This window comes from Klebsiella sp. Shm-1 (assembly GCF_040804525.1).
GTDB classification, from domain to species: Bacteria; Pseudomonadota; Gammaproteobacteria; order Enterobacterales; family Enterobacteriaceae; genus Klebsiella; species Klebsiella pneumoniae.
This window is the reverse complement of the sequence record NZ_CP161823.1, coordinates 1,051,801-1,069,268: the sequence shown is the minus strand read 5'-3', so window position 1 is coordinate 1,069,268 and position 17,468 is coordinate 1,051,801. Positions and strand designations below refer to the sequence as shown.

At 59.1% G+C, this 17,468-nt stretch carries 17 protein-coding genes; 11 read left to right on the top strand and 6 right to left on the bottom strand.

The window, feature by feature from the left end; genetic code table 11:
- Nucleotides 1-15: 15 nt before the first annotated feature.
- The 3 genes from AB1E37_RS05275 to AB1E37_RS05265 form a co-directional block, all read right to left on the bottom strand.
- The gene (locus AB1E37_RS05275; RefSeq protein ID WP_032448040.1) at nt 16-2,208 is read right to left on the bottom strand and encodes a CBM35 domain-containing protein; all 2,193 of its coding nucleotides are present in this window, start codon (nt 2,206-2,208) and stop codon (nt 16-18) included.
- Between the two features lie 12 nt (nt 2,209-2,220).
- Complete coding sequence (locus AB1E37_RS05270; protein WP_002914972.1) at nt 2,221-3,558, bottom strand: carbohydrate porin; 1,338 nt, start codon at nt 3,556-3,558, stop codon at nt 2,221-2,223.
- A gap of 262 nt (nt 3,559-3,820) precedes the next feature.
- The gene (locus tag AB1E37_RS05265) at nt 3,821-5,092 is read right to left on the bottom strand and encodes a PTS sugar transporter subunit IIC (RefSeq protein WP_004151052.1); all 1,272 of its coding nucleotides are present in this window, start codon (nt 5,090-5,092) and stop codon (nt 3,821-3,823) included.
- A 177-nt stretch (nt 5,093-5,269) separates the two neighbouring features.
- Here AB1E37_RS05265 and AB1E37_RS05260 point away from each other — a divergent pair, with 177 nt between their 5' ends.
- The 9 genes from AB1E37_RS05260 to AB1E37_RS05220 all read left to right on the top strand — a co-directional run bounded on the left by AB1E37_RS05260 (nt 5,270) and on the right by AB1E37_RS05220 (nt 12,845).
- Nucleotides 5,270-5,584, top strand: coding sequence for a PTS sugar transporter subunit IIB (locus tag AB1E37_RS05260; RefSeq protein WP_002914979.1), 315 nt, complete (start codon nt 5,270-5,272; stop codon nt 5,582-5,584).
- Nucleotides 5,585-5,593: 9 nt separating this feature from the next.
- Entirely contained in the window at nt 5,594-6,916 is a 1,323-nt protein-coding gene (locus tag AB1E37_RS05255; protein WP_002914981.1) for a PTS cellobiose transporter subunit IIC, read from the top strand.
- A gap of 23 nt (nt 6,917-6,939) precedes the next feature.
- Nucleotides 6,940-7,254 (top strand): PTS lactose/cellobiose transporter subunit IIA, encoded by a 315-nt coding sequence (locus AB1E37_RS05250; protein ID WP_002914983.1) that lies wholly within the window; start codon nt 6,940-6,942, stop codon nt 7,252-7,254.
- Nucleotides 7,255-7,304: 50 nt separating this feature from the next.
- The gene (locus AB1E37_RS05245; RefSeq protein WP_032448042.1) at nt 7,305-8,219 is read left to right on the top strand and encodes an ROK family protein; all 915 of its coding nucleotides are present in this window, start codon (nt 7,305-7,307) and stop codon (nt 8,217-8,219) included.
- 56 nt (nt 8,220-8,275) lie between these two features.
- Nucleotides 8,276-9,238, top strand: coding sequence for a LacI family DNA-binding transcriptional regulator (locus AB1E37_RS05240; RefSeq protein ID WP_002915031.1), 963 nt, complete (start codon nt 8,276-8,278; stop codon nt 9,236-9,238).
- A gap of 178 nt (nt 9,239-9,416) precedes the next feature.
- Nucleotides 9,417-10,334 (top strand): metal ABC transporter substrate-binding protein, encoded by a 918-nt coding sequence (locus AB1E37_RS05235; protein WP_004174672.1) that lies wholly within the window; start codon nt 9,417-9,419, stop codon nt 10,332-10,334.
- A complete protein-coding gene (locus AB1E37_RS05230; protein WP_032448043.1) occupies nt 10,331-11,152 on the top strand; it encodes a manganese/iron ABC transporter ATP-binding protein in 822 nt (273 codons plus the stop codon). Before AB1E37_RS05235 ends, AB1E37_RS05230 begins: the two co-directional genes overlap by 4 nt.
- The gene (sitC, locus tag AB1E37_RS05225; RefSeq protein ID WP_004185394.1) at nt 11,149-11,997 is read left to right on the top strand and encodes an iron/manganese ABC transporter permease subunit SitC; all 849 of its coding nucleotides are present in this window, start codon (nt 11,149-11,151) and stop codon (nt 11,995-11,997) included. The genes AB1E37_RS05230 and sitC overlap by 4 nt, the downstream gene beginning before the upstream one ends.
- A complete protein-coding gene (locus AB1E37_RS05220; RefSeq protein ID WP_004181059.1) occupies nt 11,991-12,845 on the top strand; it encodes a metal ABC transporter permease in 855 nt (284 codons plus the stop codon). The genes sitC and AB1E37_RS05220 overlap by 7 nt, the downstream gene beginning before the upstream one ends.
- Before the next feature lie 66 nt (nt 12,846-12,911).
- Here the strand turns inward: AB1E37_RS05220 and AB1E37_RS05215 are convergent, their stop codons facing one another.
- Together AB1E37_RS05215 and AB1E37_RS05210 are read right to left on the bottom strand one after the other, a co-directional pair.
- Nucleotides 12,912-13,253 carry a nitrous oxide-stimulated promoter family protein gene (locus tag AB1E37_RS05215; RefSeq protein WP_004193741.1) on the bottom strand — a complete coding sequence of 114 codons (342 nt, stop codon included), beginning with the start codon at nt 13,251-13,253 and terminating at the stop codon, nt 12,912-12,914.
- A 66-nt stretch (nt 13,254-13,319) separates the two neighbouring features.
- Nucleotides 13,320-14,207: a LysR family transcriptional regulator gene (locus AB1E37_RS05210; protein ID WP_004151056.1), complete on the bottom strand. Its 888-nt coding sequence runs from the start codon at nt 14,205-14,207 to the stop codon at nt 13,320-13,322.
- A gap of 184 nt (nt 14,208-14,391) precedes the next feature.
- Here AB1E37_RS05210 and AB1E37_RS05205 point away from each other — a divergent pair, with 184 nt between their 5' ends.
- Nucleotides 14,392-15,333: an AEC family transporter gene (locus AB1E37_RS05205; RefSeq protein WP_032448044.1), complete on the top strand. Its 942-nt coding sequence runs from the start codon at nt 14,392-14,394 to the stop codon at nt 15,331-15,333.
- 35 nt (nt 15,334-15,368) lie between these two features.
- Nucleotides 15,369-17,078, top strand: coding sequence for a thiamine pyrophosphate-requiring protein (locus tag AB1E37_RS05200; RefSeq protein WP_004185403.1), 1,710 nt, complete (start codon nt 15,369-15,371; stop codon nt 17,076-17,078).
- Between the two features lie 39 nt (nt 17,079-17,117).
- Here AB1E37_RS05200 and AB1E37_RS05195 read toward each other — a convergent pair whose 3' ends face one another.
- Nucleotides 17,118-17,411, bottom strand: coding sequence for a SelT/SelW/SelH family protein (locus AB1E37_RS05195; RefSeq protein WP_002915045.1), 294 nt, complete (start codon nt 17,409-17,411; stop codon nt 17,118-17,120).
- Nucleotides 17,412-17,468: the final 57 nt, after the last annotated feature.

Sequence of the window (17,468 nt, the reverse complement as noted above, 5' to 3'; positions counted from 1 at the left end):
CGCAGCCTGAACGTACTACTCAGCGACCACTTCGATCGATTTAATGAACATATAGCCCCAGTCGCCGGCGAAGCGGCCGAAGTCAATCTGATTAGTCCCCGCGTTAAGCGTCACCGGTATCCGCAGCTGCTGGCCCTGCTCATCCGTCTGCGGGAAGGCCACGGTCTGCGGAGCGCCCCCGTTGACGACAAATGAGTTCTGCTTACCGCCCCATTTGCCGTTGAAGGTTACATTGAGCAGGAACTGACCGCTCCACGGCGCCTGCACCTGCCAGCTGACCTTATCCCCCTCGTTGGCAAATGGGCCGAGGAAGCCGTCCTCACCAACTGTCAGCGCGTCTTTATCACTCTTCATCACCGTCAGCCGCCCCTCAGCCACGCCATAAACTTCGCCGTGATAACGACAAAAATCCGCTGGCGCTTTCCCCGTCGCCTCGCCTACCGTCACGGTCACGGTTTTGCTGCTTTTCAGCAGCCCATCGTCCGCCGTGAACGTCAGCGCATAGGTGCCTGGCGCCGTAAACCAGGCCCGGGTTTGAGCCCGATCGGCATGGCAGAAATGCACCTGGCCATCGCCGGCGTGCTGCCAGCCCACCTTAACCTCTCGCGACGGCAGGCCATCGTCCTGCCAGCTGGCAGTAAGCTCGACGCCCTGGTCCTGCGTGGTGGTTAGGGCCGGTTCCAGCGTGACAACCGGCGGCTGATTCTCCTCGCTATGCTGCACGCTAATCACATTGGAAGGAGCCGAACGACCGCTCTCGTTTTTCGCCGTCACCCGGTAGTAATACGTATGCCCGAGCTGAAGCTGACGATAATCGTCGCGGAACAGAACCATGGTTTCCGGATTCCATTCGTTAACACCATCGGAGATATCCCGGCCCACCACCGTCCACGGCCCGGTCGGTGAGGCGGCGCGTTCGACATCGTAGCTGCGTCCCACCGCAGCGCCCATCCAGTTGATCGCGAAGGGCGAGGTGGTCTCGCGCAGCAAAGGCGCCTCCGGCTTCGGCAGCGGCGCCATCGTCTGCTGCCCGGCCATCTGCGCCGCGGCGGTGCGCACCAGATCGACCACCGCCTGCTCCTGGTTCGCTTCGCCTTCTTTGGCAAACCCCGGCAGGTGGTAGCTGTAGTGCCCGGTCGACTCCTTATGCCAGTAGAAGCCGCCGTCGTGACGATGGCCGCGGAAGCCCCAGATAAGCCCGCCGGCGGCTTGCGCCCCGTTGACCTCGCTGTGAACAATCGACTGCATAATGGCGTTCAGTTGATCCGCCGGCAGCAGGCCAAACTCGCCGACGAGATAGACTTTTTGCCCGCCGACGGCGCGCAGATCCTGCGTCACCTGCCCGGGATGGTTATTATCGGCATTGGTGTAATAGTGATTGCTGACGATATCCACATTGGGGTCGGTCAGCGCAAAGGAATTGATTTTCTTATAGGTGCCATCCACCACCAGCTGATGAGGGGCCCATTTTTTAATCCACGCCGCGGTCTGATGCAGGAAATCGGCGTTGGTATCCTCCAGCTCGTTACCGGTTTCCCAGGCCATGATCGCCTTTTCATCATAATAGGCGCGGCCGGTGACAGTATTTGTCCGGGTGATAACCTGGCGGATCACATCCAGATAGGCTTTGAAGGTCTTGCTATCGGTCCGATAAAAGTCTTCCGCTTTTTCATGATAGAACGCCGCCAGCTGCTCGCGCCCGCCCCACCACCACCAGTGGTCGATAAACGGCAGGATCAGACGCAATCCCTGTTTATCCGCTTCGGCAATCATGTTGTCATACACCCGCATGGCTTTCTCATTCAGCCGCGGCATGCCGTCCGCCGTTTCCGGCGCCAGAATATGGGTCTCACGCCCGCAGGCCTTATCAAATTCCTGCTGCACCGACAGCACGTAGACGCGCTGGGCTTTCGCCCCGGTTTGCACCATCGCCTGGATCCAGTTTTGCTGCTCCTGGGCCGTTGGCCATTTAAAGTATTGCCCCCAGCCGCGCGGGTCTGCCCTGCAGGGGCCGCGGGCGTCGTCTTCAATGCGGTGCAGCTCCGGCGCGTGGATCCCGGCGAAACGAAACACCTTGTCGCCGTCCTTGAGGGTGGCGCCGTCGCGAGTGATAAAGTGCGTAAAGTGCGAGCGCTCGGCGGCCAGCGCCCCGCCGGCCCCCAGCGCGGACAGCAGCCCCATCAGCAGCAGGTTTTTCATCGGCTTCATCGTTCTCTCTCCTTAGAACCAGACCTCGGCCTGTACGCCGAAGTTAACGGTATCGGTAGAGCCACTGCGGGAATACCCGCCGGCGGTGATGGTATTGGTATCCCAGTTGTAGTTACCGTCTAATGCATCGGAGACACCTTTATCCCACTTCGCGTAGGTGACGAAGAAGCGCAACTGCGGACGCGCCCAGAAACCGGAGTCAAAGGTCAGCGTTGGCGCAACGGTGACTTTGGTCAGGCCGCCTTTGCCTTTGCCGTTTACTCCTTTGTAGTTTTTGTCATCCAGGTATTCGTAGCCCAGCTCGTACTGCATGGCAAAGTTGCGGGTGATCTGATGATAAGGGCGGATACCAGCGACCCACATCGAGCGTCCCCAGCCATTTTCATCTTCTGTCCACCAGCGGTAGTTTTTATCTTTCTGCCAGAAAGCGAAGGTCGAGATCTCCAGATCGCCCATCGAGGCCACGCTATCCAGCACCACTCGCCAGGACTGGGTGTTTTCCAGGTTGGCCCAGCCCCAGCCGTTTTTACCCAGCGAGTCACCCGCCGCCAGCCCTTTCCCGTACTGCAATGCGAGGCGGGAGTATCCTCCGGTCAGACCATAGAAGCCGTCAAAGTTATAAATACCGGTCACGCCATAGCCCTTCTCGGCGGAAGTCGGATGGTTTTCGTTACGGTTCATGTGGTGGCCGATCAGCTCCAGATCGAAGCCTGTCCCCGCGATCTTTTTCAGCCACAGGTTGAGGGAATAGTCATCCGGGTAGCCCTGATCTCCCTTATCCACCGGGTAGGCTTTGGTTTCATCGGTGGGTGAAAAGGCGTACACCCCGGCGTCGAAGCGGGCGAAGCCGAGATCCATGTTATCGAAGCCGCCGCCGGTGCCGTTGTACTGAATGTACTCCCAGTCGAACTGATGGCTGGAGGTGTTGGAGCTGCTGTAGCGCTTACCGGCCCAGAAGGTCATCTCCGGCGCAAAATCCAGATTGCTCAGCTCGGCGAACCCTTCACGAAACTGTACGTCATGGCCATCGTCATCCTGACAGTTCCAGTCGGAGGTGCATTTCGACTGGTGAGTGAGGTTGGCCTGCACTTTCGCCACCACGCCGCTGTCCGCCGTCAGCGTCACGGTGGGGATCAGTTCGATCTTGGTGTCTTCTTCGTTGCCCAGTCGCCACTTACCGTCCGGCATCAGGCCGACGGAGTCCGCGCGGTTGCCATCGGAGTTCGCCAGGATCCCGGAGCGGATATAGCCATGCAGCGCAAAATCATACTTCGGATCGGCGCAGGCCGGGCTGCTGGCCCCTGCCAGCGAGAGGAGAGCCAGAGGTATTGAGTGTTTCAGCTTTATCATTATTTTTTTCCCACGTTATGTTTGTTAACACGAACCGATAACGGAGGGGAAATTTACGGATCAAAAACGGAAATGTACATCCACTTACGGAAAGCGCTTTCCATAATTGCCTATCTGGTTCACAAAATTAGCTCTGCGGCGAATATATTCGTGAGACTGATCACATAAAATGACAAGAATGCCGCCGGGCGCCGGCAGTGGAGCGGAAGGAGGAGCAGATGAGCAGGTGCCGCCGGGGGATAAGCCGCCGACGGCGAGGGGGTCAGCGTTCGGTTTCCGCGAGCTGACGTTCGTACACTTTGAAGAAGGGGCGATAGAGCATCCAGGCGTTAAACATCGCGAACAGGCTCATGCACAAATTTTTCCAGCTGCCGTTCGCCGACCATGCCGCCCCCAGCGGGGAAGGCATCGACCATGGCAGCATCGCCACCGCGCGGTCGAGGATACCCAGCTGAGTTAAATACCATGCGATACAGGCATTTATCAGCGGAACAAAGAGAAACGGCAGTAAAAAAACCGGGTTCATGATCACCGGAAAACCAAACAGTATTGGCTCGTTGATATTAAACAGCGACGGCAGCAGGCCAATCTTGGCCACGCTTTTCAGCTGCCGCGAGCGGCTGCGCATCGCCATCAGCACCAGCGGCAAGGTGGAGCCAATACCGCCGATCAGCAGGTAAAAATCCCAGAACCCCTGCAGATAAATATGCGGCAGCGTTGGCGAACCCGCCGCCAGCGCCTGCTGATTTTCAAACAGATAGGTCATCCAGAAGGGGTTCATGATCCCGGTGATGATCAGCGCGCCGTGGATACCGATAAACCAGAGTAAGTTACAGATAAATAAAGAGATAAGTACCGCCATCAGCGTGTCGGACGCCAGCACCAGCGGCCGCACCGCTTCGCTGATCAACTCCGGTACGATGCGTCCGGTGGTCTGCAGCAGTATGGCATTCATCACGCTTATCGACAGCATCACCACCAGCAGCGGGATCAGCAGTTGAAAGCCATTGCGGGTCATCAGCGGCACTTCATCAGGCAAGCGAATGCACCAGCCTTTTTTGTAGAAAAAACGAATTATCTCAATGGAATAGGTGCTGGATATCAGGGCGGTAAATATCCCCATACCGCCGAGATAAACATTGCTCACCGCAGTCTCGCGAAAGCCGATAAACAGCAGAAAAGCCAGACACCCGGTTAAACCGCAGAGCCGTTCCGGCAGACGGTACTGCTTGGCGAGACTGGCGCTGGCGCCGAAGGCGACAATCAGCGCCACCAGGCCAATAGTTAGCTGAAAGGTCGGCAGCAGGATAGGCCGCAGCAGCAAATAGACCTGGCCGAAACGCGAGGCGCCGTCGATGGAAACGGGCGGAAACAAAATGGGAACTAACAGGCTGCCAACAATCACAAAGGGCATAGCCAGCGCAAAGCTATCGCGCATCGCCGTAATGTGGTTGTTGCGCGTCAGAACGTTCGCCAGCGGCGCCAGCCGCTGCTCGATGATGTCCACGGCCACATTCATTAACTGAATGTTCATACTCCTACCTTTGCGAATGGTTGTCTCGCCGGGATGATCGCCCACAACACCGGAAAGTGAAAGCCTGCCATAGGTGATCATGGTCACAATTAATAAATCCACAAACGGAAAGCGCTTTCCGTAATGCATCCATTTTGACTATAGTCCGCTCATCCAACCTCATCAGGAGCGGTAATTATGAAAAAAATTATGTTGTGTTGTTCGGCAGGCATGTCCACCAGCCTGCTGATGAAAAAAATGATTGCGGAAGCCGAACAGCGGGGCCTGCCGGTAGAGATCAACGCCTATGGCGTAGCGGAGTTCGCCGAACAGGTTGGCCATTATCAGGTGGTGCTGCTGGGGCCGCAGGTGAAATACATGCAGCAGGACCTGCAAAAACAGGCGGATAAATACGGTATCCGCGTCGAACCCATCAATATGATGGACTACGGCATGCAAAAAGGCGCCGCGGTCCTTGATTTCGCCCTTTCCCTTATCGAAAACAAGAACTAAGGAAAGATCATGAGCTCTCTGTACGCTAAACTGATCGACGTGATCGAACGGCAGATCACGCCTATGGCCGGCGCGATCGGCCAGCAAAAATATGTCACCTCGATCCGCGATGGCTTTATCACTGCCCTGCCCTTTATGATCGTCGGCTCGTTTTTGCTGGTGTTTATCTTTCCCCCCTTCTCACCCGACACCACCTGGGGATTCGCCCGCGCCTGGCTGCAATTTTCGCTCGATCATCGCGATGCGCTGATGCTGCCGTTCAACTTCAGCATGGGGGTGATGACCCTGTTTATCGCCGTCGGGATCGCCGCCAGCCTCGCCAAACACCATCATCTGGACTCGCTGACCGCCGGGATGCTGTCGCTGATGTCGTTTCTGCTGGTAGCCGCGCCGCTGAAAGATGGCCAGATCTCTACTGCCTACTTCTCCGGTCAGGGGATCTTTACCGCCATTCTGGTGGCCATCTATTCCACCGAGCTGTACGCCTTCCTCAAACGGCATAACATCACCATTCGCCTGCCGCCGGAAGTGCCTGCCGGGGTGGCGCGCTCGTTTGAAATCCTGATCCCGGTGCTGGCGATCATTCTGACGCTGCATCCGCTGAACCTGTTTATCGAAGCCCAGCTGGGGATGATCATTCCGGAAGCGATCATGTCGCTGGTGAAGCCGCTGGTCGCGGCTTCCGATACGCTGCCGGCGATCCTGCTGTCGGTGCTGGTCTGTCAGGTGCTGTGGTTCGCCGGGATCCACGGCGCGCTGATCGTCACCGGGATCATGAACCCGTTCTGGATGGCCAACCTGTCGGTCAATCAGGCGGCCATGGCCGCTGGCACCGCTATCCCGCACATCTATGTCCAGGGCTTCTGGGATCACTATCTGCTGATCGGCGGCGTCGGCTCCACCCTGCCGCTGGCGCTGATGCTGCTGCGCAGCAAGGCCGTGCATCTGCGGACGATCGGCCGGATGGGAGTCGTGCCGGGCGTATTTAACATCAACGAACCGATTCTGTTCGGCGCGCCGATCATCATGAACCCGCTGTTTTTCCTGCCGTTCGTGCTGGTGCCGATGGTCAACGCGACCCTGGCGTACTTCGCGCTGAAGCTGGACCTGGTCAGCCGCGTAGTGTCGATGACGCCGTGGACAACGCCGGCGCCTATCGGCGCCTCGTGGGCGGCGAACTGGAGCTTTAGCCCGGTGATCCTGTGCCTCATTTGTATGGCTACCGCCATGGTGATGTACCTGCCATTTCTCAAAGCTTACGAAAAACAGCTGCTGGCCCAGGAGCGTGAAAACGCCGTCGGCCAGGCTGACAACGCGGCGCAAACCGCTTAACGCTAACGATTCAGAGGATAATCATGGAATTAGAAGAACAGGTGATGGGGATCATCATCAATGCCGGCCAGTCACGTAGCCTGTGCTACGAAGCGCTGCACGCCGCTAAAGCGGGTGATTTCGCCACCGCCGACGCCAAAATGCAGGAAGCGGCGCACTATTCCCGCGAAGCTCACCTTGTACAGACCCAGCTTATCGAAGCTGACGAAGGCGAGGGAAAAACCAAAATGACGCTGGTAATGGTCCATGCTCAGGATCACCTGATGACATCCATTCTGGCGAAAGAGCTTATTGCCGAACTGATTGCGATTTACCGCGCGCAGCCGCTTCACGCCTAGCGCCTTGCCCGGCCAGACGCGCTGGCCGGGCCTGATTCCCCGAGGTCACTATGTTACATCTTGGAATAGATATTGGCGGCACCAAAATGGAAGCCGTACTGCTGGACCCGGCGGGCGAATGCGTCCAGCGCCTGCGCCGGCCGACCCACAAAGAGAGCTATGACGCCTTTATGCGTCAGCTGCTGACCCTGATTGCCGATATTCGCGCGGTCAACCCGCAGCCGTTCACCCTGGGGATCGGCCTGCCAGGAGCTATCGATCCGCAAAGCGGACGCATTAAAAACTGCAACTGCCTGGTGCTCAACGGTCACGATCTGCGCCGGGATATCATGCAGCAGCTTGGCCAGCCGGTGTGGATGGCAAACGATGCCGACTGCTTCACCCTTTCGGAGGCGGTGGATGGCGCCGGCGCCGGAGCTACCACCGTCTTCGGGGTGATTATCGGTACCGGCTGCGGCGGCGGGATCGCCGTTCATCAACAGCTACTCAGCGGCCCCAACGCTATCGCCGGGGAGTGGGGGCATAATCCGCTGCCGGGCTATACTCCTGAGCGCGATGGCCCGCCGCAGCCCTGCTACTGCGGCAAAACGAACTGCATCGAAAGCTTTCTCTCCGGCACCGGCTTCGCCCGCCGCTATGGGGAACAAGCCCGTGCGGAAGCCATTGTCGCCGCGGCGCAAAACGGCGATCCGCGCGCGCTGGCCCACTGGCGACACTTTATCGATGCCTTTGCCCGCAGCCTGGCGTCGGTGATCAATATTCTCGACCCGCAGGTGATTGTGCTGGGCGGCGGTCTGTCCAACGTCAGCCAGATCTATCGCGATCTGCCTGCCGCCATCGTGCCGTGGATCTTCTCCGACACCTGCCGCACGCAGATCAAACCGGCCCGTTTCGGCGACGCCAGCGGCGTGCGCGGCGCGGCCTGGCTGCCCCGGCTTCCCGGCGCCGCGCAAGGGCAGCGGTAGACACTTTTTTCAGCAGGTATGTTAAGCTAGGCGAAAATGTTCAGACAGAAAAAGCCATGCCAACGATTGATGATGTTTCAAGATTAGCGAATGTCTCAAGAGCGACGGTATCCCGCGTGCTGACCGGCACCCGGGGCGTGCGCGAAGAGAGCCGGGAAGCTGTGCTGCGGGCCGTTGAAGAACTCAACTATCGCCCGAGCTTTGCCGCGCAAAACCTCGCCAGTCAGACATCCAGCCACGTTGGTCTGGTGATTTCCGCGCAGGACGAAAGCCACGGCGCACGTCTGCTGCCGCTGCTCTCTCAGGCGCTGAAAGGGCTGAATAAAAGCCTGCTGGTCCAGTACGTCAGCGACCCGGTAGAGCAGGCGGCGGTAATCGACGATCTGCAGCGCCAGTGCGTGGCGGTGGTGGTGCTGGGCGCCGTTGCCGCCGACGCGCCGCGCAACGTTATCGCCTTTGACCGCTTCGGCGTCGCCGGGAGCAACAGCCAGGGCTATGACTTCGCCTTTGCCACCGAAAGCGCCTGCCGCTATGTGATTGGCAAGGGACACCGCAACATCGCCCTGCTGGTGGACAGCGATAGCGACGATGCCAGCCGTCAGATGCTGGAAGGCTACCGCAACGTCCTGCAGAACTACTCCATTCCTTTTAACCGTCAGCTGGTGCTGACGGCCAACGATGACGTCGAGCAGGCGCTGCTGACCTTAATTAACAGCTTCAGTAAATACTCAGTCATTATCGTTAAACGCGACCGCTACGCGGCTGAGGCGATGCGTCTGCTGCGCGAATTCACCATCGCCGTCCCGCAGGAGGTCTCCCTGCTGAGCCTTGAGGATTCCCCGCTCGCCTCGCTGCTCTACCCGCCGCTGACCTGCATCTCCTGGCCACTGGAGGCGCTGCTGGATAACTGTATTCAGCGTATTCGCAGCCTGATTGACGACCGGCCAACCTTCACCGCCGAGGGCCGCTCGCTGGCTGGCCGCCTGATCCCGCGCCAGTCGGTCGCCGATATCTCTTGATCTTCGCCCGGTTGGCGCCGGGCCAGACTTACCTCCCCTTTTCGCGCTTTCGTTTCCCGGCTCATTATTACCCACGCATGCAAATAAGAATTATTTTCATTTATAAATAGCTTGTGCTATATAACATAGCAATGGCTATAAACGCTGGGAAATTAACCACACCATTGCGAGGGATCCTATGCTACACCTGACACCGCTGAAATCATTGCTGCTGGCCAGCGCGCTGGCTCTGCTGGCCGCGACGCCGGCCTCGGCGCAGGAGAAATTCAGGGTTATCACCACCTTCACGGTTATCGCCGATATGGCGCAGAACGTGGCCGGCGACGCCGCCGACGTGAGCTCCATCACCAAACCGGGCGCGGAGATCCATGATTACCAGCCCACGCCCGGCGATATCAAACGCGCGCAGGGGGCGCAGCTGATCCTCAGCAATGGGCTTAATCTCGAACGGTGGTTTGCCCGTTTTTATCAGCACTTAAAAGGCGTTCCGGAGGTGGTGGTCAGCGAGGGGATCCAGCCGATGGGCATCAGCGCGGGCCCCTATAGCGGGAAGCCCAATCCCCATGCCTGGATGTCGGCAGATAACGCCCTGATCTATGTCGATAACATTCGCGATGCGCTGGTGAAGTACGATCCGCCTCACGCCGACACCTATCGCCGTAACGCCGAGGCCTACAAAGAGAAGATCCGTCAGACGATGGCGCCGCTGCAGGCCAGACTGGCGCAGCTGCCGGCGGATAAGCGCTGGCTGGTCACCAGCGAGGGAGCCTTCTCCTATCTGGCCCGCGACTATGGCCTGCGCGAACTGTATCTGTGGCCGATCAATGCCGACCAGCAGGGCACCCCGCAACAGGTGCGCAAGGTTATCGACACCATGAAGAAAGAACGCATCCCGACCATCTTCAGCGAAAGCACCATCTCCGATAAACCGGCGCGTCAGGTGGCGCGGGAAGCCGGGGCCCACTACGGCGGCGTGCTGTATGTCGATTCGCTGAGCGCCGCCGACGGCCCGGTGCCGACCTGGCTCGACCTGCTGCGCGTCACCACCGAAACCATCGTCAACGGTATCCAGGACGGGATGAGGAAGCAGCCATGAATGCAGCGCAAGCGGGACTGTATGTCGACCAGCTCACCGTCACCTGGCGCAACGGCCACACTGCCCTGCGCGACGCCTCGTTCAGCGTGCCGCGCGGCTCCATTGCCGCGCTGGTGGGGGTTAACGGCTCGGGTAAATCCACGCTGTTTAAAGCGCTGATGGGCTTTGTGCGTGTCGGCCACGGCGAGATCGCCATACTCGGCCAGCCGGTCAACCGCGCGCTGCGCCAGAACCTGGTCGCCTATGTCCCGCAGTCGGAAGAGGTGGACTGGTCCTTCCCGGTGCTGGTGGAGGATGTGGTGATGATGGGCCGCTACGGCCATATGGGCTGGCTGCGGCGGGCAAAGCCGCGCGATCGCGAGATTGTCGATACCGCACTGGCCCGCGTGGGCATGAGCGAGTACCGCCATCGGCAGATTGGCGAGCTCTCCGGCGGGCAGAAAAAGCGCGTCTTTCTTGCCCGCGCCATCGCTCAGCAGGGTCAGGTGATCCTGCTGGATGAGCCTTTCACCGGCGTCGATGTGCAGACCGAAGCGCGGATCATCAGCCTGCTGCGCGAGCTCCGCGATGAGGGCTGTACCATGCTGGTCTCCACCCATAACCTCGGGTCAGTGAGTGAATTTTGTGATTATACGGTGATGGTGAAAGGCACCGTGCTGGCCAGCGGCCCGACAGAAACCACCTTCACCGCCGAGAATCTGGAGCGGGCTTTCAGCGGCGTGCTGCGCCACGTCGCGCTGACCGGCGGGGAAGCGCAGGTTATCACCGATGACGAGCGGCCGTTTATCAGCCGGCGCGCGGCGGGAGGCCCACGATGAGCTGGCTGCTGGAGCCGTTTGGCTATCACTATATGCTCAATGCGATGTGGGTGTCGGCGCTGGTGGGCGGCGTCTGCGCGTTTCTCTCCTGCTACCTGATGCTCAAAGGCTGGTCGCTGATTGGCGACGCCCTCTCCCACTCGATTGTGCCCGGCGTCGCCGGGGCCTATATGCTCGGCCTGCCTTTCGCGCTCGGCGCATTTCTCTCCGGCGGTCTGGCGGCAGGCAGCATGCTGTTTTTGCAACAGCGCTCGCGGCTAAAAGAGGATGCTATTATCGGGCTGATCTTCTCCTCCTTCTTCGGGATCGGGCTGTTTATGGTGTCGCTGAATCCGACGTCGGTGAATATCCAGACCATCATCCTCGGCAATATTCTGGCCATCGCCCCGGAGGATATTATCCAGCTGGCGGCGATCGGCTTTATCTCAATGGCGATTCTGCTGCTGAAATGGAAAGACCTGATGGTGACCTTCTTTGATGAACACCATGCCCGCTCGATTGGCCTGAACACCCGCGGCCTGAAGCTGCTGTTCTTTACCCTGCTGGCCGCCTGCACCGTGGCGGCGCTGCAGACCGTCGGCGCCTTTCTGGTCATCTGCCTGGTGGTCACTCCCGGGGCCACCGCGTGGCTGTTAACCGACCGCTTTCCGCGCCTGCTGGCCATCGCCGTGTCTATCGGCAGCCTGACCAGTTTCTTCGGCGCCTGGCTCAGCTACTATCTCGACGGCGCCACCGGCGGCATTATCGTGGTCGCGCAAACGCTGCTGTTCCTCATCACCTTTATCTTCGCGCCGAAGCACGGCCTGCTGGCCAGCCGCCGCCGCGCCAGGGAGGCCGCATGCTGAACCTGTTCCTGGCCCCGTTCCAGTTTCCTTTTATGGTCAATGCGATAGCGATATCGATCGTCGTCGCCATTCCCTGCGCGCTGCTGTCGGTGTTTCTGGTGCTCAAAGGCTGGGCGCTGATGGGCGACGCCATGAGCCACGCGGTCTTTCCGGGCGTGGTGCTGGCCTACATTATCGGCATCCCCTTCGCCATCGGCGCGTTTATCGCCGGTCTGCTGTGCGCCGTGACGACCGGTTTTCTCGACGATAACAGCCGACTCAAGCGCGATACTATCATGGGGATTGTCTTCTCCGGCATGTTTGGCGCCGGACTGGTGCTGTACGTAGCGATCCAGTCCGATGTTCATCTCGACCATATCCTGTTCGGCGATATGCTGGGAATATCCCTCAGCGATATTGGGCAAACGACGGCGATCGCACTGGTGATTGCGTTGATCATCGGGCTCAAATGGCGGGATTTTTTGCTGCACGCCTTCGATCCAACGCAGGCTAAAGCCAGCGGCCTGCGCGGCGGACTGCTGCACTACGGCCTGCTGTGCATGATCGCCCTGACCATCGTCGCGACGCTGCAGTCGGTGGGGATTATTCTGTCGATTTCGCTGCTGATTGCCCCCGGGGCGATCGCGCTTCTGCTGGTGAGACGCTTTATCCACGCCCTGCTGCTGGCGGTAGCGGTGGCCATCGGCTGCTCGGCGGGAGGGGTGTGGCTGGCGTTTTATCTCGACAGCGCGCCAGCGCCGACTATCGTGGTGCTGTTTACCGCGCTGTTTGTGGTCGCCTTTGTCGCAAGCACGATCCGCGATAGTCAGAAACAGAAAACTTCAGCAATTATCCCCGGTGGCGGCTAACGCCTTGCCGGGGCTACAAGAGCACGACTTGTCGCCCGGCTGCGCAGCGCTGACCAGGGAAAGCCGCTACTTTTTCGGTCGATATTTTTCCGGCAGCGGCGGCACCGGGCGCCTGTCGTCCAGCAGATGGCGAACAGTGAGGATCGGGTGGCGCCAGAGCATCCGCGGCCCGGCCCAGCGCATAATCTGCTTCATCTCCTCGCGCTTCGCCGGCTGGTAGCAGTGCACCGGACACTGCTTGCAGGCCGGTTTATTCTCGCCAAACACGCACTTATCAAGGCGCTTGTCAGCGTAGGCGTTCAGCGCCTGATAGTGCGCATCATCGGCCTGCGCCTCGGGACTGCGCCGCTGGTAGAGGGCAATCATCCGCTGAATCGTCATTTTTTCCCGTTCGATACGCTTCCCCATCTCCCTGCCTTTCGTCTTTTTTAAGATGCATTTATCATACACCTTAATATCCATACCCGACCAGACTCACTGCTTCAGATGCTGAATCAACTGCAGGGCTGCCCCGGACAGAACCCCGAAATGGCTGTAGGCATAGAAATCCCGGATAAAAACGCTGCCCTCGAGCTCAAACGGGCGCAGCAGGCCAAGCGCTTCTTCGTGTCGGTAAACCGGGGCCGGCATCGACGTTAACAGATCGCTCTCGCACAGAAAGGCCTTAATGGCCGAGGATGAGGCGCACTCAATAACCGGTTGCGGACAGGGCAACTGCCGGGCGCGAAAGATATCCGCCAGGATGTTCATTGGCGTACTAGACGGCGGCGGCATAATCCACGGATAGTCCAGCATCGCCTCCAGGGTGACGTCCGCCGCCTGATGCAGCGGGTGGTGCTGCCTGGCGACGATGCAGATCCGGTCCTGCCAGTTAATTTTGCCCCGCACCACGATTTTCTCATCATGCGGTAAGGGACCGCAGAGGGCGATATCGATGTCGTGCATCAGCAACAGCTTATACAGCTCGGAGTCAATGCGGTCGACGATCCGCAGATGGATCTGGGGATGGCGCTGATGGAAAGCCGCCAGCTTATCGATGAAATGGCTGGTCAGCAGACTGGAAACGCAGCCAATCCGCAGAATGCCTTTCCCGGCGCCGCGGATGAGCTCAATTTCCTCGCGCGCCTTTTGTTCGGTATTCAGCATCGTCAGCGCGTAGGGTAAAAAGGCGCTGCCATATTCGCTCAACGCCATGCCGTGCTTATGTCGTTCGAATAAGGATGCGCTCAGGTCCGCTTCCAGACTCAATAGCAGTCGGCTCAGTCCCGACTGGGTGATCCCCATTTTCTCTGCGGCCAGGGTCATATTGCCTTCGCGGGCGACGGTAATAAATGCCTGAATCTGCTTAAATTTCATTGGCATGATATTTACTCATTGAATAAACGGTTTTTGCATTTCCCCTGCGCCCTTTTTTAGCGAATAAATATCGCTATCAATACGCTCAAAAATCACCGGAACGCATACTTCAAAAGGATTTATTTATCTCACCACCCACGGCAAAACACATTTCTGAACCGAAGATAATTTATAATGAGAATATATCACCATGACACAGAACAATATTCTATTAATTTCAGGCGCTATATTACCGGTCATCATTACCGTCATCATCGGCTATATTAGCGGTAAACGAAAAGACTTTAACTGGCAGCAGGCGGGAGACATCAATAAAATTGTGATGCTCTACGCATTGCCGCTAAGTATTTTCAGCAATATGGTGATGACGCCGCGACACATCGTCATGACCATGGGCCCGGTCGCCGTGGCTATCATCCTGGCGCTGATTCTCAGCTTCGTCATTCCCTTTCTGGTCGCCCGCTATCTGTTTCGACGCGACCTCGCCCTCAGTACGCTGCAGGCGCTGGCCATCGGCTCGCCGGCAGTCCCGTTTATCGGCACCTCAGTGCTGGCCTTTTTATTTGGCACCGTCAGCGCGTCGCTGATCACCGTGTCCAGCATCACGCAAAACGTCTTCCAGCTGCCGCTGGTGATGATACTGATGTCGGTCGCCACCGGCGATAAGAGCCAGCATATTTCCTTTGGCGCACGGGTGGTGAACGCCATTAAACAACCCGTGGTCTGGTCGCCGGTGATCGCCCTGATCATCGTGCTGGCGGATATCCATATTCCGCAGACTATCTCGATGTCGCTGGGTCTGCTGGGCAAAGCCTCTGGCGGGCTGGCGCTGTTTGCCGCCGGGATCGTGCTCTATACGCGCAGCATTGTTATCACCACCGCTACCATTATCACCGTTATCGCCCGCAATATTCTGGTCCCCGGCGCCTGCTATCTCATTTTATTAAAAATGGGCTTCAGCATGGAGCAAATAAAGGAAGTCGTATTGACGATGGCTATCCCGGTAGGCTCCATCGCGATAATTATTGCTATGCAGTATAAAACCGGCGAGCAGGAAATGGCCTCGACGATGGCGCTGAGTATTATTGCCTCCATCATTACGATGGGCGGATTTATTTTCTTAACCTTTTAATTACCGCGATTACACCGCGTGAATACGGAGAGAATATGGCCTCTATCACATTATCGGCTGCTGAACTGTTACTGCATCGGCTACAGGCGCTGGACGTGGCGTATATTTTTATCAACTCGGGCACCGATTATCCTCCAGTCATTGAAGCCTGGGCAAAGGCCCGGGCGACCGGGCAAAAGGTACCGGAGTTAGTGATCTGCCCGCATGAAAACGCCGCCATCGGCATGGCCCATGGCTATTACCTCGGCACCGGCAAGGTGCAGGCGGTGATGGTTCACACCAACGTCGGGCTAGCCAACGCCGCCTGCGGCGTCATCAATCTGGCGAACAGCAATATCCCGGTGCTGATTTTTGGCGGCCGCACGCCGATAAGCGAACATTCCCACTTCGGCTGCCGCAATACGCCGATTGGCTACGGCCAGGAGATGCGCGACCAGGCGGCGCTGATCCGTGAATCCGTGAAGTGGGATTTTGAACTGCGGCTGGCCGATCAGATCGGCGAGCATGTTGACCGGGCCTGGGCGATCGCCAGCTCCCTGCCGAAAGGGCCGGTCTACCTGAGCTTACCGCGTGAGCCACTGTGCGAAACCTTTGCCGTCGATGAGGCCGCGCTGCAGGCTGGCCCTTCGCAGCAGCCGGTCCGCTATGCGCCAGTCCGGGAAGATATCGCCCGCGCAGCCGAGGCAATCGCCTGCGCCAGACACCCGGTCATCTTCGCCCAGCGCGGCGCCCGAACGGCGGAAGGCTTTGCGCGCCTCGATAGTCTGGTGCGCGAATGGGCGATCCCTCTGGTGGAATACTGGGGCACCGAGGTTACCCTGAGCGCCGATAATCCCCTGCTCGCCGGGGCTGATCCCAGCGTCTGGCTCGCTGACGCCGATGTGATTCTGGTGGTCGACTCGCAGGCGCCATGGATGATCGCCGAGGGCGACTGTCGCCAGGACTGCACCGTGATCCAGATGGGGCCCGATCCGCTCTTCTCCCGCTACCCGGTGCGCGGCTATCGCGCGGACATCAACCTGGCGGGCGAGACCGATGAAGTCTTCAGCCTGCTGGAAGAGGCGCTGCGCCCGCTGCAGGCCGCCCGCCAGCAGCATGTGGCGGAGCGGGCGGCATATACGCAGAGCCGCATCCAGCAACAGAAAAACCAGCGCGACGCGCTTCTCCATGCCAGCCAGACCGGGGCCATTACCAAACCCTGGCTCAGCTACTGCCTCGGCCATCTGGCTAATCAACACCGCGGCCGGATCGTTTCTGAACTGACCACGCTGCCGCAGTTTGCCGGACTGACCCATGCCGAGAGCTATTACCAGGAAGCGCTGGCCGGCGGCCTGGGCGAAGCCCTGCCCATCGCGCTGGGGCTGCAGCTTGCGCGCCGGGAAGAGCTGATTATTGCCGCCGTCGGCGACGGGTCGTACCTGTTCGCCAACCCTGCGGTCTGCCACCATATTGCGGAGGTAATGAAGCTGCCTGTCCTCGTCGTGGTCGGAAATAACGGCGGATGGGGCGCGGTCGCGGGCGGCACCAAAGCGCTCTACCCGGACGGCTACGCGGCCCGCGCGGAAACCATTCCAGCCACCGCCTTTACCACCTCGCCGGATTTCGCCGCGATCGCCGCCTCCAGCCGCGCGGCGGCCCTGTCGGTTTCCCGGGCCGAAGATCTCCCCGGCGTGCTGGAAGAAGCGGTATCCCTCATACGCACCCGCCGACAAAGCGTGCTGGTTGACGTGCAGTTAGCCCGCTAACGGCTTCTCCTCCGGGCGCTTGTCGTCCGGAGGGGGTTGTCACCCCTTCTGGTCACCTTTATCCACATGGCCCAGCGGCTTCTCCGGGAAGCAGACATCGCGCACCCGGCGTTTCAGCTCGGCCGCATCCGGAAAACCGCCATCCTGCTTGCGCTCCCAGATCTGCTGACCGTCGACATCGATCGTGAAGATCCCACCGGTCCCCGGCACCAGCGTCACCGAGGCGATGTCGGTGCTGAAGGTATGTAACAGCTCCTGCGCCATCCAGCTGGCGCGCAGCATCCAGTTGCACTGGGAACAGTAGGTGATGGTGATGGCCGCTTTTGAGTTCATCGTCGTCTCGCTAAGTCTGAAAGGGCAAATTGTAAACAAAGTGCAGTTTAAATGAAG